The organism is Bacteroides sp. AR20 (assembly GCF_964250605.1).
GTDB classification, from domain to species: Bacteria; Bacteroidota; Bacteroidia; order Bacteroidales; family Bacteroidaceae; genus Bacteroides; species Bacteroides uniformis.
In genome coordinates this window covers 56,799-78,723 of record NZ_CAXUGK010000018.1, presented here as the reverse complement: position 1 = coordinate 78,723, position 21,925 = coordinate 56,799, and the positions used below count along the sequence as shown (strand labels likewise).

Here is a 21,925-nt window from a genome sequence, read left to right as displayed (position 1 = left end):
ATGGCATTAGTAAACGAACATTTTTTAAAGCTACCGGGCAGTTATCTGTTTTCAGACATAGCCAAGAAGGTAAATACTTTCAGGATAACACATCCCAAGCAAGAGGTCATCCGTCTGGGTATCGGAGACGTTACCCGGCCACTGCCACCGGTCTGCATCGAAGCGATGCACAAGGCAGTGGAGGAGATGGCTGACGCACGGACATTCCGTGGATATGGTCCCGAGCAGGGATACGACTTCCTGATAGAAGCCATCCTCAAGCACGATTACCTTCCGCGAGGCATCCATTTCGGTCCTACGGAAATCTTCGTGAACGACGGAGCAAAGAGCGACACGGGAAACATCGGCGACATTCTCCGCCACGACAACAGCGTAGGCGTGACCGACCCTATTTATCCGGTCTATATAGACAGCAACGTGATGTGCGGACGTGCCGGAGTACTGGAGGAAAACGGCCAGTGGAGCAACGTCACCTACATGCCTTGTACCGCCGAGAACGACTTCATCCCGGAGATTCCGGACAAGCGCATCGACATCGTCTACCTCTGCTACCCCAACAACCCCACGGGCACCACCTTGACCAAGCCCGAGCTGAAGAAATGGGTGGACTATGCGCTCGCCAACGACACGCTGATTCTGTTCGATGCCGCCTACGAAGCCTTCATCCGCGAAGACGACGTGCCCCACTCCATCTACGAGATAAAGGGAGCGAAGAAATGCGCCATCGAGTTCCGCAGCTTCTCGAAGACTGCCGGATTCACGGGAGTACGCTGCGGCTACACCGTTGTGCCGAAAGAACTCACTGCCGCCACGCTGGAAGGCGAACGCATCCCGCTGAACAAGCTCTGGAACCGCCGCCAATCTACCAAGTTCAACGGCACCAGCTACATCACCCAGCGGGCGGCGGAAGCCATCTACACACCGGAGGGACAGCGGCAGATAAAGGAAACGATAGATTATTATATGGACAATGCCCGGACCATGAAGCAGGGCCTTGAAGCGGCCGGGCTGAAAGTCTACGGCGGTGTGAACGCTCCTTACATCTGGCTGAAAACACCTGACGGAACGGGCTCCTGGCGGTTCTTCGAACAGATGCTGTACGAAGCCAATGTAGTGGGCACACCGGGTGTAGGTTTCGGCCCCAGCGGTGAAGGATATATCCGGCTGACGGCCTTCGGCAAGCACGAAGACTGCGTGGAAGCCATGAAGCGCATCCGGAAGTGGCTGAAATAAAAAAACAATTGAATTAGCGAGGTACTTGCTATAATCGAGTCGGACTGATCATCCGGAATTTTTCTAAACTTAAAGGTAAAAAGGTATGAAAACAAAAAGTGTAAAATGGGGAATAATGGCAATGGCGCTGTTATCAATGGCAATGCCTTTCACGGCAAAGGCTCAGGATAAAGTGGAAGCGTCGGCAGGTGTCGACCTCGTAAGCGGTTACGTGTGGCGTGGCCAGGATTTGGGAGGGGTAAGTCTCCAGCCGAGCGCATCCATCGCCTACAAAGGTTTCTCTCTGGGAGCTTGGGGCTCCGTAGGCATCGAGAGTTCGGACACGAAAGAGTTCGACCTCATACTGGGATATTCAACCGGAGGCTTCAGCGTATCGGTGACGGACTACTGGTACAATGTGACCGGAGATGGGGTGACAGCCAAATACTTCCAGTACGGTGCACACAATGCTGCCAACTCACATCTGTTCGAGGCGCAAATCGGCTATGATTTCGGCCCCGTAGCCGTAAACTGGTACACCAACTTTGCAGGCGACGACGGTGTTGACAAAGACGGTGATCGTGCTTATTCATCCTACATCTCCGTGGCAACCCCCTTCACACTGGGCGGTCTGGACTGGACGGCCGAGATAGGCGCTACCCCTTGGGCCACGGACTTCTATGGAGCCAACGGATTTGCCGTATGCGACGTCAGCCTGGGAGTATCAAAAGACATCAAAATCGCCGATTCCTTCTCCCTCCCGTTGTTTGCCAAAGCAACCTGGAATCCAAGGTCTGAAGGTGCCTATTTCGTAGTCGGACTAAGTTTCTAAGATGAAAAACCTATGATTTACACACACCGAAAGGCAAATAGTAAATCGTAAATTGTCTAATCGTAAATTATTTAAGGTATGAAAAAGATTGAAGCTATTATCCGAAAGACCAAGTTCGAGGACGTGAAGGACGCGCTGCTCGAAGCGGACATCGAATGGTTCTCCTATTATGATGTACGGGGCATCGGGAAATCCAGACAAGCCCGTATCTACCGTGGTGTCATGTACGACACCAGTTCCATCGAGCGCATCCTTATCTCCATCGTGGTGCGCGACAAGAATGCGGAAAAGACCGTACAAGCCATCATCAAATCTGCACAAACCGGTGAAATCGGCGACGGACGTATCTTCGTCATCCCCATTGAGGATGCCATACGCATACGTACTGCAGAGAGAGGCGACATCGCACTCTACAATGCCGAACAAGAAAGATAACGGGCAGCTACAAACCACAACCAAGAAAATACAATACAACTAAAAGCAACAAGAAATTATGGATAAACTTATTTTAAGTGAACTGACCAACGGACTGAACACTGTATGGATGCTGCTTGCAGCCATGCTGGTATTCTTCATGCAGCCGGGCTTTGCACTGGTCGAAGCCGGTTTCACCAGAGTAAAAAATACGGCCAATATCCTGATGAAGAACTTCGTTGACTTCATGTTTGGCAGTCTGCTCTACTGGTTCATCGGTTTCGGACTGATGTTCGGTGCAGGCGGATTCATAGGAATGCCCCATTTCTTCGACCTCTCGTTCTACGACGGCGGCGGGCTTCCCACAGAAGGTTTCCTGGTATTCCAGACTGTATTCTGCGCAACGGCTGCCACCATCGTGTCCGGCGCTATGGCAGAACGTACCAAATTCTCCATGTACCTGGTTTACACCATCTTCATCAGTGTGCTGATTTATCCCGTTTCCGGTCACTGGACTTGGGGCGGCGGCTGGCTGATGAACGGTGAGGCAGGTTCCTTCATGATGGAAACATTCGGAACAACTTTCCATGACTTCGCAGGTTCCACCATCGTCCACTCCGTAGGCGGCTGGATTGCCCTGGTAGGTGCGGCCATCCTCGGCCCGCGCATCGGGAAATACGGCAAAGACGGCAAGTCAAGAGCCATTCCGGGACATAACCTCACGATTGCGGCACTGGGTGTATTCATCCTTTGGTTCGGATGGTTCGGCTTCAACCCCGGTTCACAGTTGGCAGCAGCCACTACAGACGATGCAAGGGCCATCTCGCATGTATTCCTCACCACCAATCTGGCAGCCTGCGCAGGCGGTTTCTTTGCATTGGCGGTAAGCTGGATGAAATATGGCAAACCCTCCTTGTCTCTGACACTGAATGGCATTCTGGCCGGATTGGTAGGCATCACGGCCGGTTGTGACATGGTTTCTCCTTTCGGGGCGGTAATCATCGGCACCATCTGCGGCATCCTGATGATTTATTCGGTGGAATTCATCGACCGGACACTGAAAATTGACGACCCCGTAGGGGCCAGTTCCGTACACGGCGTCTGCGGTTTCACGGGAACCATCCTCACCGGACTGTTTTCCACCAGTGAGGGACTGTTTTACGGTGCAGGCTGGAGCTTTCTCGGAGCGCAGGTATTCGGTGCACTCGTAGTAGGCGCATGGGCAGCAGGCATGGGATTCATCATCTTCAAAGGACTCGACAAAATCCACGGCCTCCGCGTTTCCAAACGTGTGGAGGAAGAAGGACTCGACATTTACGAACACGGCGAGTCTGCCTACGGTGCATAATGATTTCATATTTTATTAAACCAACAATTACAACTCTAAGGTATTATGTCAAAATTGAGATTCAGAGTAGTAGAAACGGCGTTCAAGAAGAAACCCGTTGCAGTGGCAGTCCCGGCGGAACGTCCGTCAGAGTATTTTGCCAAGTATGTATTCAACAAGGAGAAGATGTTCCGCTATCTGCCGAGCAAGGTGTATGCCAAACTGACGGATGTGATTGACAACGGAGCTCCGCTGGACCGCAGCATAGCCGACGAGGTTGCCGCAGGTATGAAGAAATGGGCGGTTGAAATGGGGGCGACCCACTATACGCACTGGTTTCATCCGCTGACCGAAGGTACTGCCGAAAAGCACGATGCTTTTGTGGAACACGACGGCAAAGGCGGCGTGATGGAGGAATTCACCGGCAAACTGCTCGTGCAGCAGGAACCGGACGCTTCCAGTTTCCCGAACGGCGGTATCCGCAATACGTTCGAGGCACGTGGCTACTCGGCATGGGACCCCTCCTCCCCGGCATTCATCGTAGACGACACGCTCTGCATCCCGACTATTTTCATCGCCTATACCGGTGAGTCTCTGGACTACAAGGCACCGTTGCTGAAAGCCCTGCGTGCCGTAGACAAGGCTGCCGTCGACGTATGCCACTATTTCAATCCGGAAGTAAAGAAAGTGGTTGCCTATCTGGGCTGGGAGCAGGAATATTTTCTGGTTGACGAAGGGTTGTACGCCGCACGCCCCGACCTGCTGATGACCGGACGCACGCTGATGGGCCATGACAGCGCCAAGAACCAGCAGTTGGAAGACCACTACTTCGGGGCTATCCCCAGCCGTGTGGCCGCTTTCATGAAGGAACTGGAAATCGAAGCGCTGAAACTCGGCATCCCCGTCAAGACCCGTCACAACGAAGTGGCTCCCAACCAGTTCGAGCTGGCTCCCGTCTTCGAGGAATGCAACCTGGCGGTAGACCACAACATGCTCATCATGGCCTTGATGCGTAAAGTGGCACGTAACCACGGTTTCCGCGTACTGCTGCACGAAAAGCCCTTCAAGGGTGTCAACGGTAGCGGCAAGCATAATAACTGGTCGCTGGGTACGGACACCGGTATCCTGCTCCACGCACCCGGCAAACTGCCCGAAGAGAACCTGCGTTTCATCACCTTCGTAGTGAATACGCTGATGGCCGTATACCGTCACAACGGATTGCTGAAAGCCTCCATCTCCAGTGCGACGAACGCCCACCGGCTGGGTGCCAACGAAGCGCCTCCGGCCATCATCTCTTCCTTCCTGGGCAAGCAGTTGAGCCAGGTGCTGGAACACATCGAAGAGAGCACCAAGGACGACCTCGTCAGCCTCAGCGGCAAGCAAGGCATGAAGCTGGACATCCCGCAGATTCCGGAACTGATGATAGACAATACCGACCGCAACCGCACCAGCCCGTTCGCCTTCACCGGCAACCGCTTCGAGTTCCGCGCCGTGGGTTCCGAGGCCAACTGCGCCAGTGCCATGATTGCGCTGAACTCCGCCCTTGCCGAGCAGTTGGTGGAATTCAAGAAAGATGTGGACGAACTGATTGAAAAGGGGGAGCCGAAAATCTCCGCCATCCTCGAAGTCATCCGCCGGTACATCAAAGTCTGCAAACCCATCCACTTTGACGGCAACGGTTACAGCGATGAATGGAAAGCCGAAGCAGCCCGCCGCGGTCTGGACTGCGAGACAAGTGTTCCCGTCATTTTCGACAACTACCTGAAACCGGAGAGCATCCGGATGTTCGAGTCCATCGGTGTCATGACGAAGAAGGAACTGGAAGCCCGCAACGAGGTGAAATGGGAAATGTACACCAAGAAAATACAGATTGAAGCCCGCGTGCTCGGAGATTTGGCCATGAACCACATTATCCCCGTAGCTACACAGTATCAGTCGGATTTGATTGACAACGTCTACAAGATGAAAGACCTGTTCCCCGCAGAGAAGGCTGCAAAACTGTCTGCCAAGAATCTGGAACTCATCGAAGAGATTGCCGACCGCACCGCCTTCATCAAGGAGCATGTGGATGCCATGATCGAGGCGCGCAAAGTGGCCAACAAAATTGAGAGTGAACGTGAAAAAGCCATCGCCTACCACGACAACATCGTACCGATGATGGAGGAAATCCGTTACCACATCGACAAGCTGGAACTCATCGTCGACAATCAGATGTGGACGTTGCCCAAATATCGCGAGTTACTGTTTATAAGATGAAAAATGAAGGATGAAGGATGAATCCTTAATCCCTATCTCATTCTTTTGTTGGTTGTTTTAAGTTTGCAGGGGGGAGAGGTGCCGCGAGGCAGTTCTCTCTCTTTTTTTCGTCCATGCCAACTGTTGGCGGTAAGCGGGAAATAACCTATCTTTGCCCGTCAGATAAAACAATCCTGTCATCATGAAGAATTTACGTAACTGCTATGCAGCGTTCCTGCTGTTTGCCTTGCTGTCCGTTTCGGCTGCCGCCCCGGCACAAACCGATCTGCAGCAAAAACTGGGTCGGATTTCCACCATTACGGAAACCCGTCCGTTGGAGTCCACCCGGTTCTCCGAGAAGTATGTAACCTATTTTACCCAGCCGTTGGACCACCGTCGTCCCGAAAAGGGCAGTTTCCGCCAGCGTGTGATTGTCTCCCACGTCGGCTTCGACCGTCCCACGGTGATTGTAACCGAAGGCTATGGAGCCGCCTATGCCCTCAATCCCAAGTATCGCGAGGAACTTTCCGAGCTGCTCGATGCCAACATGATTTTTGTGGAATACCGTTATTTCCTGGAATCCACCCCTGAGCCTAAAGACTGGCAATACCTCACCGCCGAGAATTCTGCAGACGACCTGCACGCCGTCCGCAACGCCTTTAAAAGCATCTATCCCGGCAAATGGATTGCGACCGGCATCAGCAAGGGCGGACAGACTACCCTGCTCTACCGCACGTTCTATCCGGACGACGTGGATATTTCCGTGCCTTATGTAGCTCCGCTCTGCTACGGGGCGGAAGACGGACGCCACGAGCCTTTCCTCAGGAAAGTGTCTACTCCGGAGGACCGCAAACGGATTGAGGACTTCCAGTTGGAAGTGTTGAAACGGAAAGCCGCACTGCTCCCCCGCTTTGAGAAATATTGCAATGAAAAAGGACTCAAGTTCCGTGCGCCCGTTGAAGAGATATACGACTATTGCGTGCTGGAGTATTCTTTTGCCCTTTGGCAGTGGGGAACTCCCGTCAGCAGCATCCCTGCCACCACGGCCTCGGACGATGAGATATTTGCCCATCTGCTCGACATCAGTAATCCCGACTACTTCATTGCCGACAGTCCCACAGCCTCATTCTTCGTGCAGGCCGCCCGCGAACTGGGCTATTACGGCTACGATACGAAGCCTTTCAAGAAGTATCTTTCCATCCAATCGAGCAAGGATTACCTGCACCGCCTCATGCTCCCCGAAGAGCTGAAAGACATGCCCTTCGACAAGACCCTAAGCAAGAAAATCACGAAGTTCCTGAAAGAGAATGACCCGAAAATGATATTCATCTACGGCGAGAACGACCCGTGGACGGCTGCCGGAGTGACCTGGCTGAAAGGAAAGAAAAACATCCATGTATTCGTAGAGCCCGGCGGAAGCCATCGGGCACGCATCGGCACACTGCCCGAAGAGGAAAAGAAGCAAGTGATGGAGCTGATAAATGAATGGTTGAAACAATAAAAACGGATGGTCCGTGTGGCATGAACAGACCATCCGTTTACTCCTGACAGACCATCTGTTCAACCTCAACAGATGGTCTGTTTTTTTATTCTATAATTTGTGCATCCTCAATATCGTCCACTGCCTTTACTGAAGCATCCGGTGTCTTCGGGCGGCGACGCGTAAACTTGAACCAGTTCAGCAGTTCCGAAGCCGCATAGACCAGACTGCTGATACCGATAATGATAAATGCCGTGGAGCGTACTCCCGTAGGATTGAACAGCGCAACCAAGCCGGCAAGCAGAATCAATACCGGAACCACATAAAAACCTCCCGGTACCGGCATCCAGCGACGGGCAGCGGAAAGCGAGGCAATCTGTTGCACTCCTCCCATCACCAGGATAAATCCCAATACAAATGTCAGCAAATCGGCAAAGAAACCGGGCATGATAATCAGCCACAAGCCAAACAGCAGGCTGCCCACCCCCTCGACAGGGAAACGGCTGCGCATCTCCGTGCTCTGTGCAAAGTAGCCTATGATGCTGATAAGCGAAGGCACCAGGAAAATGACACCTATCGTAATCACAAAGTAATCACCCGCCTGGTCGGGAAACATCACCAGCACCAAACCTATAACCAGCGCACATATAGCACGCAAAAATGAATAACTTAATCCTTTCATGAGTCTATGTTTTTTTGCGAAGATACATCTTTATCCGAATAACTCCACACGAAAATCCCGAAAAATCAGTTTACATTCAGCCAGGCATTCATATCTTCGGCCACAAAAAGCCAGTATAATAACAACAGTACAGCAATAACCACGCCTATGGCAACTAAATGTTTTCTATTCATAGTTTGTTCCTTTCTTTTTTTGAATGAATATTCGTTTTTACTACACTTATAAGAACAATATTTCAAGAAAAATGTTTTAATCCGGGAAAAAAGTCATATTTATTTTGGCAGTTAAAACAAAGTGCTTATATTTGTCGCGAAAACGAAGACAGGCTGCACCTCAGCATAAAAAATGAACAAGTTCATTTTATTATACATTCGGTTTGTACTGTCTTTGCCCCCGATAAAACAAAAAAAGTCAATGAAAACAATGTTAGTAAATACATATTGGTGGTGGCACCCGTTACAACTCCGACAGTCGTAAGGGAGCAGCGCTCGTATGTATATATGTAATATATAGTAAAAAACAAAAAGAGCCCTGTCGCACCAAGCGACGGGGCTTTTTTCGTTTAAGCAATAATGCGTTTTGATTTCTGAAATAGTAAATAGTAAATCGTCAAATAGTAAATAACATGATGAATTTCTTAGTTGACAAAGAAGGTTATTACGGAGAGTTCGGCGGGGCATACGTTCCCGAAATCCTCCACAAATGTGTAGAAGAGTTGCAGAACACCTACCTCAAGGTGCTGCAAAGTGAGGACTTCAAGCGTGAATACGACCAGTTGCTGCGCGACTACGTGGGACGCCCTTCCCCACTCTACTTGGCACACCGCTTGTCCGAGAAGTACGGTTGCCGGATTTACCTCAAGCGTGAAGACCTGAACCACACCGGTGCCCACAAAATCAACAACAGCATCGGGCAGGTGTTGCTGGCACGCCGCATGGGCAAGCGCCGCATCATCGCCGAAACCGGAGCCGGACAGCACGGTGTGGCCACAGCCACCGTCTGCGCCTTGATGAACATGGAATGCATCGTCTACATGGGTAAGACCGACGTAGAGCGCCAGCGCGTCAATGTGGAGAAGATGAAGATGCTCGGCGCCACCGTCGTTCCCGTCACCAGTGGTAATATGACGTTGAAGGACGCCACCAACGAAGCCATCCGCGACTGGTGCTGCCATCCGTCGGACACCTACTACGTGATAGGTTCCACCGTCGGCCCGCATCCCTACCCCGACATGGTGGCACGCCTGCAGTCTGTCATCAGCGAAGAAATAAGGAAGCAGCTCCTTGAACACGAGGGACGCGAATGCCCCGACTACCTCATCGCCTGCGTAGGCGGAGGAAGCAATGCAGCCGGCACCATCTATCACTACGTCAACGACCCGCACGTGCAAATCGTCCTCGCCGAAGCCGGAGGAAAAGGCATTGAAACGGGAATGACAGCCGCCACCATCGCCCTCGGCAAGATGGGCATCATCCACGGCTCGCGCACCTACGTCATCCAGAACGAGGACGGACAGATAGAAGAGCCCTATTCCATCTCTGCCGGACTGGACTATCCGGGCATCGGCCCCATGCACGCCAACCTTGCCAAGCAGAAACGTGCCATCGTCCTCGCCGTCAACGACGATGAAGCCATCCGCGCCGCCTACGAACTGACCCGGCTCGAAGGCATCATCCCCGCATTGGAAAGTGCCCACGCACTGGGTGCGCTGGAGAAGATGAAGTTCAAGCCGACGGACGTGGTGGTGCTGACGGTGTCGGGACGGGGGGATAAGGATATAGAGACGTATTTGAGTGATGAGTGATGAGTTATAAGTGATGAGTTATTTGAAAATACGAGATACAATGAAATAAAATACAAGATACAATGAAACAATATGATTATAAAACAATCAGCCGCACCATGCTCGGTGACTTGCATACGCCGGTGAGCACGTATCTGAAGGTGCGTGACATCTTTCCGCAGAGCGCACTTATGGAGAGTTCCGACTATCACGGCAGTGAGAACAACCGTTCGTTCATCGCTCTGTGTCCGCTGGCTAGTGTCAGCATAGACCACGGCACGGCTATCTTCCGCCTGCCGGACGACAGCCGCGAAGAGCATCCCATAACCGATGCATACCGGGTGGAGAATGCCTTGAACGATTTCCGCGCCCGCTTCCGCGTGGAGGGCGAATACAGCAATTACTGCGGACTCTACGGATACACCTCCTTCAATGCTGTCCGCTACTTCGAGAATATCCCCGTGAAGGACAGCCGCGAAGCTACCAACGATGCGCCGGACATGCTGTACATATTATATAAGTACCTCATCGTCTTCAACGACTTCAAGAATGAGATGCTGCTCCTCGAGATGCTGGCGCCCGGCGAGACCAGCGAACTGGACCAGGTGCAGAAGGCCATCCATAACCGCAACTACACCGCCTATGATTTCCGCGCCATCGGCCCCACCACCTCTCCGCTTACGGACGAGGAGCACAAGGCGAATATCCGCCGGGGCATCGCCCACTGTCTGCGCGGCGACGTTTTCCAGATAGTCCTCTCCCGCCGGTTCGAGCAGCGTTTCACGGGCGATGACTTCAAGCTCTACCGTGCCCTGCGCAGCATCAACCCTTCTCCCTATCTGTTCTATTTCGACTTCGGGGGCTTCCGCATTTTCGGCTCGTCTCCCGAAACCCATTGCCGCATCGAAGGCCGCCATGCCTATATCGACCCCATTGCCGGAACCACGAAGCGCACCGGCGATGCAGAGCAGGACGCCCTCAATGCCCGGTACCTGCACGACGACCCCAAAGAGAACGCCGAACACGTGATGCTTGTGGACCTTGCCCGCAACGACCTCTCCCGCAACTGCCACGATGTAAAGGTGGACTTCTATAAGGAGATGCAGTATTACAGCCATGTCATCCACCTCGTCAGCCGTGTCAGCGGAACGCTCCGCGAAGAGGCCGACCCCGTCAAGGCCTTCATCGACACCTTCCCTGCCGGTACCCTGAGCGGCGCCCCCAAGGTACGCGCCATGCAACTCATCAGCCAGCTGGAACCGCACAACCGTGGAGCCTACGGCGGCTGCATCGGTTTCATCGGACTGAACGGCTCGCTGAACCAGGCAATTACGATTCGTACTTTTGTCAGCCGCAACGGTGTCCTCTGGTTCCAGGCAGGCGGCGGTATCGTAGCCAAGAGCAACGACGAGTACGAACTGCAAGAGGTGAACAACAAGCTCGGCGCACTGAAAAAGGCGATTGAGATGGCAGAAAAAATGTGAGTTTATGTACGATTTGACGATTTACGATGTACGATTTGCCATGCGGCGTACATTGCGCAGCCAAATCGTACATCGTAAATAAAGTAACTTCAATCGTACATCGTAAATCGTCAAATAGTAAATAAAATAGATTGTAAATACAAAAGATGAAAACAGTTATCATAGACAATTACGACTCCTTCACCTACAACCTTGCCCATCTGGTGAAAGAGCTTGGCGCAGAAGTGGATGTGCTGCGCAACGATAAATTCCGGCTCGAAGAATTGGAGCCATACGATAAAATCATCCTCTCACCCGGCCCCGGTGTCCCCGAGGAAGCCGGACTGTTGCTGGATGTCATCCGTACCTATGCCGGACGGAAACCCATACTCGGTGTCTGTCTGGGCGAACAAGCCATCGGACAAGCGTTCGGCGGAAAGCTGGTCAATCTGAAAGAGGTATTCCATGGGGTACAGACGGAGATAAGGATTAGGAGTGAGGGATTAGGGACGAGGGAGGAAGGATTAGGGATTAGTGATGAAGGATTGGGGGGAAAGGATTATGAAGGTATTTCTCTCGAAGAAGACTATATCTTCTGCGGTTTACCCAATAGGATTCCCGTCGGACGATACCACTCCTGGGTGGTCGATACGGAGGACTTTCCCGAAGCGCTGGCCATTACCGCCATCAGCCCCGAAGGACAAATCATGGCGCTGAAACATCGGGAATATGACATACACGGCATCCAGTTCCATCCTGAATCGGTACTGACACCCGACGGAAAAACAATCGTAAAAAACTGGCTTTTCAAATGAGGCACTTCAGAAAAAGAGTAAATTCAATCGTCAAATCGTAAATCGTCAAATCGTAAATAAAAAGATGAAAGCAATACTCACCCGTCTCTTCAATCACGAAGAGCTCACGTCGGAGGAAACCAAACAAATCCTCCTCAACATCACCAAGGAAATGTATCCTGAGGCGCAGATAGCAGCCTTGCTCACTGCCTTCCAGATGCGGAGCATCACTGTGGACGAGCTTATCGGTTTCCGCGAAGCACTGATGGAGACACGCCTTCCCATCGACTTCGCCCCCTATCGCCCCATCGACATTGTAGGTACGGGCGGCGACGGAAAGAACACCTTCAACATCTCCACCTGCGCTTGCTTCGTGGTGGCGGGAGCCGGCTACAAGGTTGCCAAGCACGGCAACTACGGAGCCACTTCCGTGAGCGGAGCCAGCAATGTCATCGAGCAGCACGGCGTACGCTTCACCAACAACCCCGACACGCTGAAACGCAGCATGGAGGAGTGCAACATCGCTTACCTTCATGCCCAGCTTTTCAATCCGGCGATGAAGTTTGTCGGTCCCGTACGCAAGACGTTGGGAGTGCGCACCTTGTTCAATCTGCTCGGCCCGTTGGTGAATCCATGCTGTCCGGCATACCAGCTGCTCGGTGTGGCAGACCTCTCGCAGATGCGCCTATACACCAACGTATTCTATAAACTCGGCATTGACTTTGCCGTGGTCAACAGCCTCGACAGCTACGACGAAATCTCCCTGACGGACGAGTTCAAGGTGATGACCCGCAGCTACGAGCGCATCTACCGTCCGCAGGCTCTCGGCTTCAAGGATGCCCGTCCCGAAGAACTCTTCGGCGGCGCATGCAAGGAAGATGCCGCCCGCATCTTCGACAATATCCTTACGGGGCATGCCACACCTGCACAAACGCAATGCGTCATTGTCAACGCCGCCTTTGCCATCCAGGTGATGGAGCCGCAGAAAGAGATTGAAGAGTGCATCGCCATCGCACGCGAATCGCTGGATAGCGGACGGGCGCTGGCGACACTGAAAAAATTTATCGAGATTAATAAATGAAGCAATGAAAGATATACTGTCCGAAATCATCGCCCATAAGCAAACAGAGATTGAACTGCAAAAGCAGACCGTCTCTCCGGAACAGTTGCAGGAGCAAGCCGGAATCATCATCCGGGAGAATGCGGCCCACCGCCGCAGCATGAAGCAGGCCCTTGCCGCTTCTCCTACAGGAATCATCTCCGAGTTCAAACGCCGTTCACCCTCTAAAGGCTGGATAAACGAGGCTGCCCAAGCAGAGGAAATACCCGCCTCCTACGAAGCCGCCGGCGCCGCCGCCCTCTCCATCCTGACGGATGAGAGGTTCTTCGGCGGTACGCTGCGCGACATCCGCACGGCCCGTCCGCTCGTCCGCATCCCCATCCTGCGCAAAGACTTCATCATCGACGAGTACCAGCTTCTGCAAGCCTGCATTGTAGGTGCCGATGCCGTATTGCTCATTGCCTCCTGCCTCAGTCCGGAGCAGTGCAGCACCCTCACCGCCCAAGCCCACGAACTCGGGCTGGAGGTATTGCTCGAAATCCACAGCCCTTCGGAACTCTCCTATATAAATAAGGAGGTCGACATGGTGGGTGTCAACAACCGCAACCTCGGCTCTTTCGTCACCGATGTGGAAAACTCCTTCCGGATAGCCCGGCAACTGCGCGAAGCCACCCACGGACCGGCATCCCCGCTCCTTGTCTCCGAAAGCGGCATCTCCGACCCCGAAACCATCTGCCGCCTGCGTGCCGCCGGCTTCCGCGGTTTCCTCATCGGCGAAACCTTCATGAAAACAGCCAATCCGGGCGAAACCCTGAAAGAGTTCATCCAAGACAGTCTCTTAATTGATAATTAAAAGTTGAAAGTTGATAATTGTAAATACAAAAGTCTCTCATACAGCGTTACATCGCGCAGCCAAATTGTAAATAGTAAATTGTAAATCGTAAATAAAATGTCTCCTCTCATCAAAGTATGCGGAATGACCGAAGCAGAAAACATCCGCAATGTAGAACTGCAAGGTGTAGATATGATTGGTTTTATCTTCTACCCCAAATCTCCCCGTTGTCTGTGCCAAATGCCCGGGTATCTGCCAGCCTGCGCCAAGCGTGTCGGTGTCTTTGTCAACGAAAGTAAGGAAAACATCCTGATGTATGCCGACCGTTTCAGCCTGGACTACATCCAGCTGCATGGCAATGAGGCTCCCGAGTACTGCCGTTCCCTGCGCAATGCAGGCCTGCACCTCATCAAGGCTTTCTCCATCTTGCTGCCCAAGGACCTGCTTTCCGTATCTGCCTACAATGGTCTGTGCGACTATTACCTCTTCGACACCAAGACCCCGCAGTACGGCGGTTCCGGCAACCAGTTCGACTGGAACCTCCTGCACCGCTACAACGGTCCCACCCCGTTCCTGCTCAGCGGTGGCATCAACCCCTACAGCGTAAAAGCCCTCCGGGAGTTCCGCCATCCCTATTTCGCAGGTATCGACATCAACAGCCGCTTCGAAACGGCACCGGGAATAAAGGATGTGGAACGCATCGCAAACTTCCTGAAAGAACTCAAGGGAGGTACGATTTGACGATTTACTATTTACTATTTGGCTGCGCAATATACGCCACATGGCAAATTGTACATTGTACATGGTAAATAGTAAATAGTAAATAGTAAATTGTAAAATTGTAAATCGTAAAATTGTAAATCGTACCATGCAGCATATATTGCGCAGCCAAATAGTAAATTGTAAATTGTAAAATTGTAAATAGAAATAGTATGTTGAACCGCATTAACCAACTTTTCCAGGACAGCCCCAAGAATCTGCTGTCCATTTACTTTTGTGCAGGCTGTCCCACCCTCGACGGTACAGCCGACGTTATCCGTGCCCTCGAAAGAAACGGAGTCAGCATGATTGAAATCGGAATTCCGTTCAGTGACCCCATGGCCGACGGCATTGTCATCCAGAATGCCGCCACCCGCGCCCTGCATAACGGCATGTCCCTCCGTCTGCTTTTCGAACAATTGCGCGACATCCGTCGCGATGTCCGCATCCCGCTTGTCCTTATGGGATACCTCAATCCCATCATGCAGTTCGGCTTCGAAGCCTTCTGCCAGAAGTGCGTGGAATGCGGCATCGATGGCGTCATCATTCCCGACCTCCCTTTCCGCGATTACGAAGAGAGTTACAAAGCCATCGCCTCGAAGTATGACATCCGTGTCATCATGCTCATTACCCCCGAAACCAGCGAAGCCCGCGTCCGCGAAATAGACGCCCACACCGACGGCTTCATCTATCTGGTGTCCAGTGCCGCTACCACCGGTGCCCAGAAAGACTTCGACACCCGGAAGCAAGCCTACTTCAAGAAGATAGAGGATATGAACCTGCGCAATCCACGCATGGTAGGCTTCGGCATCAGCAACAAGCAGACATTCGATGCCGCTTGCGCCCACTCATCCGGTGCCATCATCGGCAGCCGCTTCGTCACGCTGCTCAACGAGAAGGAAGGAGATGCGGAAAAGGCTATCAGGCAGTTGAAGGAAGATTTGAAACAGTGAGCTTATTCAAATTTCATACAATATATTTTTCGCAATGAAAAAATAAAAGAGACAAAATCTGCAAAGACTTGTCTCTTTTATTTTCTCCCCATCTCATATTTCACTATCTTTGTACCCGAAAAAAGCTCTAATACGAATATCATGAAAGTCGATTGCCCTTCCGTACTATTGATTTACACTGGCGGAACTATCGGAATGATAGAAAATCCCGAGACCGGTGCGCTTGAGAACTTCAACTTCGACCAACTGCTACAGCATGTTCCCGAACTGAAGCGCTTCAACTACCGCATCTCTTCCTATCAGTTCGACCCACCGATCGACTCTTCCGACATGGAGCCTTCCCTCTGGGCAAAGATTGTAAAAATCATCAACTACAACTACGACAATTTCGACGGCTTCGTCATCCTGCACGGTACCGATACGATGGCCTATACAGCCTCCGCCCTCAGTTTCATGCTCGAGAACCTTTCCAAGCCGGTCATCCTCACCGGTTCCCAGCTTCCCATCGGCACCCTGCGCACCGACGGGAAAGAGAACCTCATCACCGCCATTGAAATAGCCGCCGCCAAGCATCCGGACGGTACTCCTATCGTCCCTGAAGTGTGCATCTTCTTCGAGAACGAGCTGATGCGGGGCAACCGTACCACCAAAATCAATGCCGAGAATTTCAATGCTTTCCGCTCCTTCAACTATCCCGCACTGGCAAAGGCAGGCATCCATATCCGTTATAACGAGCACCTCATCCACCGTCCCGACCCGTCACGCCCCATGAAGCCGCACTACCTTTTCGACACCAATGTCGTAGTGCTCACCCTCTTTCCCGGCATCCAGGAAAGCATCATCAACTCCGTGCTCCATGTTCCCGGCCTGAAAGCTGTTGTCCTCAAGACCTTCGGTTCCGGCAATGCCCCCCAGAAAGAATGGTTCATCCGCCAGCTGAAAGAAGCCAGCGAACGTGGCATTGTCATCGTCAACATCACCCAATGCCAAAGTGGCGCCGTCGAGATGGGACGTTACGAAACCGGTCTGCAACTTCTCCAGGCAGGTGTCATCAGCGGCTATGACAGTACCCCCGAATGTGCCGTCACCAAACTCATGTTCCTCCTGGGGCATGGACTGGACCAAGCCGAAATCCGCCACCGCATGAATTCCGACCTGGCAGGAGAAATCACCAAGATTTAGTAAAGCGGCAATACAGAGGGCATTTAGTAATATTGATAATTTTCAAGACAAACTTGCATTATCTATCCATGCAAAATCGTTAAAAAGCGTTAACCAACACGCTTTTATCCCCCATTAATAAAGCTTATTAGTTTAAATAAACGTACTTTTGCTTACAATCAAGCAAAACAAATGTAAAATATGGGAGAAAATACCCTATACAAACGCTTTCTGCCGCTTGTTATTCTTACAGTAGGCATACTGCTGCAGGGTTGTAAAGACGATGTTTTTAACCCCGAAAAAGTGAAAGCAGCCTATCAGGATAGGTTTCCGGTCAAGAACATAGACCCGGCTATGGATTGGAAAATGACTCAGCAGGTCCGGGTCAATGTTTCTGTATCCGAAGATACCGGCATCGACTATACCATACGTATTTACGACAAGAACCCCTTAATCAGCCGGTCATCTGCCAAACTGCTGGCAGAAGGCACTGCCAATAATACAACAGTATTTACTACCGTCATGGACTGCCCTTCTGTGCTGACGAGCGCTTTTGTGTGCCGCACCGATGCACACAGCCGCAACATAGTAAAATACGTATCCATCCAAAACGGTCAGCTCCACGCCGCTTTCGGCAGTTCCCCTGCAACTACACGTGCCGCATGGACACGCAGTGTCAGCATCGAGACCTATTCACCGGAAAAGTCCGAGGCGGAAATCACCGCAATGCTATCAAGTGCCGAAGAAATAAGGCCGAATACCGATTTTCAAAACGGAAAAGCCTACAAAATCTCCAAAGACAATATATATAGGAATAAAATCAGCAAGGACGGCATGGGAAGTGACAATCCGGCCATCATCATCATTGAAGGCAGCTGGGAACCCAATGGAAACAACATGACCGTTGAACGAGGCTTCGAATTCTATGTGATTGACGGAGGGGAAATCGTGATACCGGACGAGCACACCTTCACTTTAGTGCAATCCAGCCGGTTTATCGTCTACGCGGGTGGAACCATCAAAGGGAACGACATCGAATTGACCAATGCATCCGGAGGCAGCTACAACTACAATGCCGGCACTATGGAAATAGATGATTTCCATGTCAGCCAGGGAGGAGCATTCTATAATTGCGGTACCGTACGTGTCGATGAAATGAATTTCGACAGCGGATGCAAATTCATCAACCAGGGCAAAGCCTATATCGGGAAAACCGACAGCAACATCACTATAGACAACGGATGCTATCTATATGCGGAAGAATTTGTAGGCACACTGAACATGGGAGACACCTCTTCTGCAGAGATAGAGGATTTCGGGGACCATAGCAACAATTACAACACCCAAATCACGATGGGTGACAACTCCATGATAACCGTACTTGATGAAGCAGAATTGTCACAAGCACAATTTATGGGTCCAAACAATGAATATGCACTGGTAAAAATCAATAAAATTGAAGATATAGGGAATTTCTCCAGCCAGGGAAACATTCATTATGAAGTGAAAGAAATTGACGATGATATCACCGAGGACATCTGGTGGGAAGCCAAATTCCTTGATGCCATCAAGAACACCGAAGGAACCATATCCAAATGGGGAGAATCCCCCATCACCATTCCTGCCGGAGACTGTACCGGTGAAGGCAACACTCCCAGCGACTCCGGCTCAGAGACACCTACCGACCCTATCCCTTATACATACGTGTTCGAGGATAATTTTCCGTTGGTAGGCGACTATGACTTCAACGACGTGGTTTTAGACGTAGAAACAATTCTTCATACTGAGGGAAAGACAAACCACATCAAGCGCATCCAGCTCGATGTGACCCTTGCTGCTGCCGGAGCGTCCAAAGCTCTTGGTGTAGGCCTTCGTATAGTAGGTATCAGCAAATCCGACATTAAAGAAATTACCACCGGAGGAGCCGACAGACGATTCCAGACATCGTTCGACGACCCGTACAGTCTGTTTAACTACAACAGTGGCACACACATGGAAGATGGGGATCCCAGTGTCGTTATCCCTATTGCGGGTGAAGTACACAACGTATTCGGTAGAAGCCCCGGAACTATGATTAATACCGGAGGAACCAGTATCACAGCCAATATGTATACCTATGAAATAATCATTGAACTGGCAGACCAGACGAAGACCGAACCCCTGTTTTCCAAAGACAACCTCGATTTCTTCATCTGTTACCAATATAAAAGTATGCAGCAGCGCATGGAAGTCCACCTCTACGAGTTCTGGGGATATGGAGCCACCGCTGCCGGAACCGTACAACAGGAAAATCTTGATTTGGCAGGTAACAACACATGGGCTATCTGCGTACCTTACGGATTCCGTTATCCGATAGAGACTATCAACATTTCACGTACAGACAACCCTACGGCCAGCGCCTATCCGGATTTCATTTATTGGGCAAAGAATCGCAGCAGCCATCAGGATTGGTACACAAATCCGGTGAAAGCAAATGTATATAGATAATATGAAAAACAGCAAACAATTAGCATAAACAATGAAGAAAATATTATTTGTAGATGACAAACCTGCCATAGGCAAGGTACTCTCGGTGTATTTAGGTAAAGAAAACGAACTGGTATATTTTGAAGATCCCCTCCGGGCGATAGAATGGTTGAATGAAGGGAATGAACCTGCTCTCATCATTTCAGACATCCGCATGCCCAGAATGAACGGCAGTGAATTCCTGCACTACCTGAAGGGAAACGCACTTTTCAGACACATCCCGGTCGTTATGCTTTCCAGCGAAGAGAGTACCACCGAACGCATCAACCTGCTTGAAGCCGGAGCTGAAGACTTCATTCTGAAACCCTTCAACCCTATGGAACTGAAAGCCCGTATCAAGAAATACCTCTAACACACACAACAAATGGATATGTTATATTATATTTACATAGGTAATGACCGGTCCACCATCAATCACTTGAGCAAAGTGACAGGAGGCATGTTCATGGCTGTTTCCTCCAGCAACAAGGCAGCAAAGGTCATCGACAGCATACGCGAGCGATATAACACTTCCATTCTTTACGAGCAGAACGAACCTCTAAAAGACAGCCAAGACATTAGCTTCCTGCACAAACGTTTCCCGCGCGTCTATATCATCCTCATCACTCCGGGGCTGCAGACAGAAAGCCGCAAGGTTTATTTGCAGGCAGGGGTCAACAATACCCTCCCCCCCCAAGCTGATGAAGAGAGCATCCGGCAGATGACAAAATTTCTCCAACTGCGCAAAGAACATAAGCTACAAGAGTTCAGCCAGTCGCACCGCAAGATATTCAATACCTTCCACCTGCCTATGTGGAAACGTATCTTCGATATACTGTTTGCGTGTGCAGTACTCATTGTGCTTTCTCCGCTACTCATTGCCACAGCAATAGCTATCCGCATGGAGAGTAAAGGTAAAGTGATTTACAAATCCCAGCGCGTGGGAAGCAACTATCAGATATTCAATTTTCTGAAGTTCCGTTCCATGTACACCAATGCAGACAAGCGCCTGAAAGAGTTGAATGCCCTCAATCAGTATAGGATAGAAGAAACGTTGACGGACGAACAACCGGACATTCGTTTCGACGACCTGACAGGCACTTCTGAAGAAGAGGCTTCATTGCTCATTTCGGATGATTTTGTCATCACCGAAGAAGATTTTCTAAAAAAGAAAGCTCAAGAGAAGCAAAATACATTTATAAAAATAGAAAACGATCCCCGCGTCACCCGCGTAGGCCGTTTCATCCGGAAATACAGTATTGACGAGCTGCCGCAACTGTTCAACGTCCTCAAGGGCGATATGAGTATTGTAGGCAACCGCCCCCTGCCCCTCTACGAAGCAGAACTGCTGACCAGCGACGCATATATCGAGCGCTTCATGGCCCCCGCCGGACTGACAGGGCTGTGGCAAGTGGAGAAACGAGGCGGCGCCGGAAAAATGTCTGCCGAGGAGCGCAAGCAACTGGACATTAAATATACCAAAGAATTTTCATTCTGGCTGGACATGAAGATATTGTGCAAGACGCTGACAGCGTTTGTGCAGAAAGAGAATGTATAAAAATAAAGATAACAGGAATTATATGGCTTTAGAGATGATAAAAAGATATATCACGTCCATCATTTACAGTGTAATCCTCTTAGGATTGTTGGGGGTACCTTTGTCTGTGGCTGCGCAGCAGGAGTTGACACGGGAGGAGCGCATCAAGATATTGGAAGCCTTAAAAGCCGAAGATGAAAAAACAAATATCAGTACAGTTGGTCTGATAACTTCAAGTATGCCTACGGAAATAGACAAATTAGAGCTTCCTCCCCTTTCTGTTTTTTTGGATGCTGTGATAGAAAATGCAACGGTAAAGCGTGCCCAATCACAAGTAGAACAAGTCAGAAACCAATACCGCCTGCAAAAGCGGAATTGGTGGAATTATTTCCGATTCAACGGGAATTATTCTTACGGACGATATAATGTGATTGGTAATGCTAGCGATGAATTCACCCCAATGTACCAAACAACGATGTCAAGTGCCCAACATAATTTTAACGTAGGCGCCAGTGTCGGTATCAGTTTAGGAGAATTGTTCAATCGTCCGTTAAAGCTCAAAGATTACCGTTATCAAATAGAACAACTCCAATATTCACAAGAAGAAGTGATGGAACAACGAAAGCTGAGAGTGTTGGAAGCCTATAATGCAGTTACCGAACAACTGGCAACCATCAAAGCGAAGGCCGAATCGGCTGCATTATACAATGCACAAATGAAGATTTCAGAGAATAATTTCATACAAGGCACTATTGACATAATCTCATTGTCTCTAGAACGTGCCCGCCGTTCCGGCGCCGTTGTTTCTTATGAGCAGGCCCGGGTAGCTTTGCACAACTCTATCGTTCTACTAGAAATGTTGACAAATGTAAAGGTCATTAAAGATAAATAACTCT

At 50.7% G+C, this 21,925-nt stretch carries 19 protein-coding genes; 18 read left to right on the top strand and 1 reads right to left on the bottom strand.

Features of this window, described 5'->3' with window-relative positions; genetic code table 11:
• From ACESTD_RS10950 to ACESTD_RS10925, 6 genes are all read left to right on the top strand, one after another.
• Positions 1-1,233 (top strand): LL-diaminopimelate aminotransferase, encoded by a 1,233-nt coding sequence (locus tag ACESTD_RS10950; RefSeq protein WP_117951993.1) that lies wholly within the window; start codon positions 1-3, stop codon positions 1,231-1,233.
• Between the two features lie 85 nt (positions 1,234-1,318).
• Positions 1,319-2,044, top strand: coding sequence for a hypothetical protein (locus tag ACESTD_RS10945; protein WP_373158862.1), 726 nt, complete (start codon positions 1,319-1,321; stop codon positions 2,042-2,044).
• A 78-nt stretch (positions 2,045-2,122) separates the two neighbouring features.
• The gene (locus ACESTD_RS10940; RefSeq protein ID WP_005827548.1) at positions 2,123-2,479 is read left to right on the top strand and encodes a P-II family nitrogen regulator; all 357 of its coding nucleotides are present in this window, start codon (positions 2,123-2,125) and stop codon (positions 2,477-2,479) included.
• A 58-nt stretch (positions 2,480-2,537) separates the two neighbouring features.
• A complete protein-coding gene (locus ACESTD_RS10935) occupies positions 2,538-3,806 on the top strand; it encodes an ammonium transporter (RefSeq protein ID WP_005837308.1) in 1,269 nt (422 codons plus the stop codon).
• 45 nt (positions 3,807-3,851) lie between these two features.
• The gene (locus ACESTD_RS10930; protein WP_005837309.1) at positions 3,852-6,041 is read left to right on the top strand and encodes a glutamine synthetase III; all 2,190 of its coding nucleotides are present in this window, start codon (positions 3,852-3,854) and stop codon (positions 6,039-6,041) included.
• 181 nt (positions 6,042-6,222) lie between these two features.
• Positions 6,223-7,521 (top strand): S28 family serine protease, encoded by a 1,299-nt coding sequence (locus ACESTD_RS10925; protein WP_061412400.1) that lies wholly within the window; start codon positions 6,223-6,225, stop codon positions 7,519-7,521.
• 85 nt (positions 7,522-7,606) lie between these two features.
• On the opposite strand, the gene ACESTD_RS10920 is transcribed toward ACESTD_RS10925, so the two are convergent.
• Positions 7,607-8,182 (bottom strand): HdeD family acid-resistance protein, encoded by a 576-nt coding sequence (locus ACESTD_RS10920; protein WP_061412397.1) that lies wholly within the window; start codon positions 8,180-8,182, stop codon positions 7,607-7,609.
• Between the two features lie 628 nt (positions 8,183-8,810).
• On the opposite strand from ACESTD_RS10920, the gene trpB reads away from it, so the two are divergent.
• The 12 genes from trpB (at position 8,811) to ACESTD_RS10860 (ending at position 21,921) form a co-directional block, all read left to right on the top strand.
• Entirely contained in the window at positions 8,811-9,986 is a 1,176-nt protein-coding gene (trpB, locus tag ACESTD_RS10915) for a tryptophan synthase subunit beta (protein WP_171030456.1), read from the top strand.
• A 62-nt stretch (positions 9,987-10,048) separates the two neighbouring features.
• Positions 10,049-11,449: an anthranilate synthase component I family protein gene (locus ACESTD_RS10910; RefSeq protein ID WP_061412391.1), complete on the top strand. Its 1,401-nt coding sequence runs from the start codon at positions 10,049-10,051 to the stop codon at positions 11,447-11,449.
• A gap of 146 nt (positions 11,450-11,595) precedes the next feature.
• Positions 11,596-12,243: an aminodeoxychorismate/anthranilate synthase component II gene (locus ACESTD_RS10905; protein ID WP_061412388.1), complete on the top strand. Its 648-nt coding sequence runs from the start codon at positions 11,596-11,598 to the stop codon at positions 12,241-12,243.
• Positions 12,244-12,307: 64 nt separating this feature from the next.
• On the top strand, positions 12,308-13,303 hold the full coding sequence (gene trpD, locus ACESTD_RS10900) for an anthranilate phosphoribosyltransferase (protein WP_061412385.1): 996 nt from the start codon (positions 12,308-12,310) through the stop codon (positions 13,301-13,303).
• Between the two features lie 4 nt (positions 13,304-13,307).
• Positions 13,308-14,135, top strand: a complete 828-nt coding sequence (gene trpC, locus ACESTD_RS10895) for an indole-3-glycerol phosphate synthase TrpC (RefSeq protein WP_061412382.1) — start codon at positions 13,308-13,310, stop codon at positions 14,133-14,135.
• Between the two features lie 96 nt (positions 14,136-14,231).
• Positions 14,232-14,855, top strand: coding sequence for a phosphoribosylanthranilate isomerase (locus ACESTD_RS10890; RefSeq protein ID WP_061412379.1), 624 nt, complete (start codon positions 14,232-14,234; stop codon positions 14,853-14,855).
• Positions 14,856-15,046: 191 nt separating this feature from the next.
• Positions 15,047-15,826: a tryptophan synthase subunit alpha gene (gene trpA, locus ACESTD_RS10885; RefSeq protein ID WP_009038310.1), complete on the top strand. Its 780-nt coding sequence runs from the start codon at positions 15,047-15,049 to the stop codon at positions 15,824-15,826.
• A 141-nt stretch (positions 15,827-15,967) separates the two neighbouring features.
• Entirely contained in the window at positions 15,968-17,008 is a 1,041-nt protein-coding gene (gene ansA / locus ACESTD_RS10880) for an asparaginase (protein WP_005827512.1), read from the top strand.
• A 180-nt stretch (positions 17,009-17,188) separates the two neighbouring features.
• Positions 17,189-19,474: an LruC domain-containing protein gene (locus tag ACESTD_RS10875; RefSeq protein WP_061412377.1), complete on the top strand. Its 2,286-nt coding sequence runs from the start codon at positions 17,189-17,191 to the stop codon at positions 19,472-19,474.
• 31 nt (positions 19,475-19,505) lie between these two features.
• Positions 19,506-19,865 carry a PleD family two-component system response regulator gene (locus tag ACESTD_RS10870; RefSeq protein WP_016273897.1) on the top strand — a complete coding sequence of 120 codons (360 nt, stop codon included), beginning with the start codon at positions 19,506-19,508 and terminating at the stop codon, positions 19,863-19,865.
• Between the two features lie 18 nt (positions 19,866-19,883).
• Positions 19,884-21,050, top strand: a complete 1,167-nt coding sequence (locus tag ACESTD_RS10865; RefSeq protein ID WP_035458053.1) for a sugar transferase — start codon at positions 19,884-19,886, stop codon at positions 21,048-21,050.
• Positions 21,051-21,084: 34 nt separating this feature from the next.
• On the top strand, positions 21,085-21,921 hold the full coding sequence (locus tag ACESTD_RS10860; protein ID WP_035449302.1) for a TolC family protein: 837 nt from the start codon (positions 21,085-21,087) through the stop codon (positions 21,919-21,921).
• Positions 21,922-21,925: the final 4 nt, after the last annotated feature.

What these genes read in the sequence shown, in the direction of transcription:
- ACESTD_RS10950 (WP_117951993.1), top strand. Translation starts at nt 1, where the DNA reads ATGGCATTAGTAAACGAACATTTTTTAAAGCTACCGGGCAGTTATCTG.
- ACESTD_RS10945 (WP_373158862.1), top strand. Translation starts at nt 1,319, where the DNA reads ATGAAAACAAAAAGTGTAAAATGGGGAATAATGGCAATGGCGCTGTTA.
- ACESTD_RS10940 (WP_005827548.1), top strand. Translation starts at nt 2,123, where the DNA reads ATGAAAAAGATTGAAGCTATTATCCGAAAGACCAAGTTCGAGGACGTG.
- ACESTD_RS10935 (WP_005837308.1), top strand. Translation starts at nt 2,538, where the DNA reads ATGGATAAACTTATTTTAAGTGAACTGACCAACGGACTGAACACTGTA.
- ACESTD_RS10930 (WP_005837309.1), top strand. Translation starts at nt 3,852, where the DNA reads ATGTCAAAATTGAGATTCAGAGTAGTAGAAACGGCGTTCAAGAAGAAA.
- ACESTD_RS10925 (WP_061412400.1), top strand. Translation starts at nt 6,223, where the DNA reads ATGAAGAATTTACGTAACTGCTATGCAGCGTTCCTGCTGTTTGCCTTG.
- ACESTD_RS10920 (WP_061412397.1), bottom strand. Translation starts at nt 8,182, where the DNA reads ATGAAAGGATTAAGTTATTCATTTTTGCGTGCTATATGTGCGCTGGTT.
- trpB (WP_171030456.1), top strand. Translation starts at nt 8,811, where the DNA reads ATGAATTTCTTAGTTGACAAAGAAGGTTATTACGGAGAGTTCGGCGGG.
- ACESTD_RS10910 (WP_061412391.1), top strand. Translation starts at nt 10,049, where the DNA reads ATGAAACAATATGATTATAAAACAATCAGCCGCACCATGCTCGGTGAC.
- ACESTD_RS10905 (WP_061412388.1), top strand. Translation starts at nt 11,596, where the DNA reads ATGAAAACAGTTATCATAGACAATTACGACTCCTTCACCTACAACCTT.
- trpD (WP_061412385.1), top strand. Translation starts at nt 12,308, where the DNA reads ATGAAAGCAATACTCACCCGTCTCTTCAATCACGAAGAGCTCACGTCG.
- trpC (WP_061412382.1), top strand. Translation starts at nt 13,308, where the DNA reads ATGAAAGATATACTGTCCGAAATCATCGCCCATAAGCAAACAGAGATT.
- ACESTD_RS10890 (WP_061412379.1), top strand. Translation starts at nt 14,232, where the DNA reads ATGTCTCCTCTCATCAAAGTATGCGGAATGACCGAAGCAGAAAACATC.
- trpA (WP_009038310.1), top strand. Translation starts at nt 15,047, where the DNA reads ATGTTGAACCGCATTAACCAACTTTTCCAGGACAGCCCCAAGAATCTG.
- ansA (WP_005827512.1), top strand. Translation starts at nt 15,968, where the DNA reads ATGAAAGTCGATTGCCCTTCCGTACTATTGATTTACACTGGCGGAACT.
- ACESTD_RS10875 (WP_061412377.1), top strand. Translation starts at nt 17,189, where the DNA reads ATGGGAGAAAATACCCTATACAAACGCTTTCTGCCGCTTGTTATTCTT.
- ACESTD_RS10870 (WP_016273897.1), top strand. Translation starts at nt 19,506, where the DNA reads ATGAAGAAAATATTATTTGTAGATGACAAACCTGCCATAGGCAAGGTA.
- ACESTD_RS10865 (WP_035458053.1), top strand. Translation starts at nt 19,884, where the DNA reads ATGTTATATTATATTTACATAGGTAATGACCGGTCCACCATCAATCAC.
- ACESTD_RS10860 (WP_035449302.1), top strand. Translation starts at nt 21,085, where the DNA reads ATGATAAAAAGATATATCACGTCCATCATTTACAGTGTAATCCTCTTA.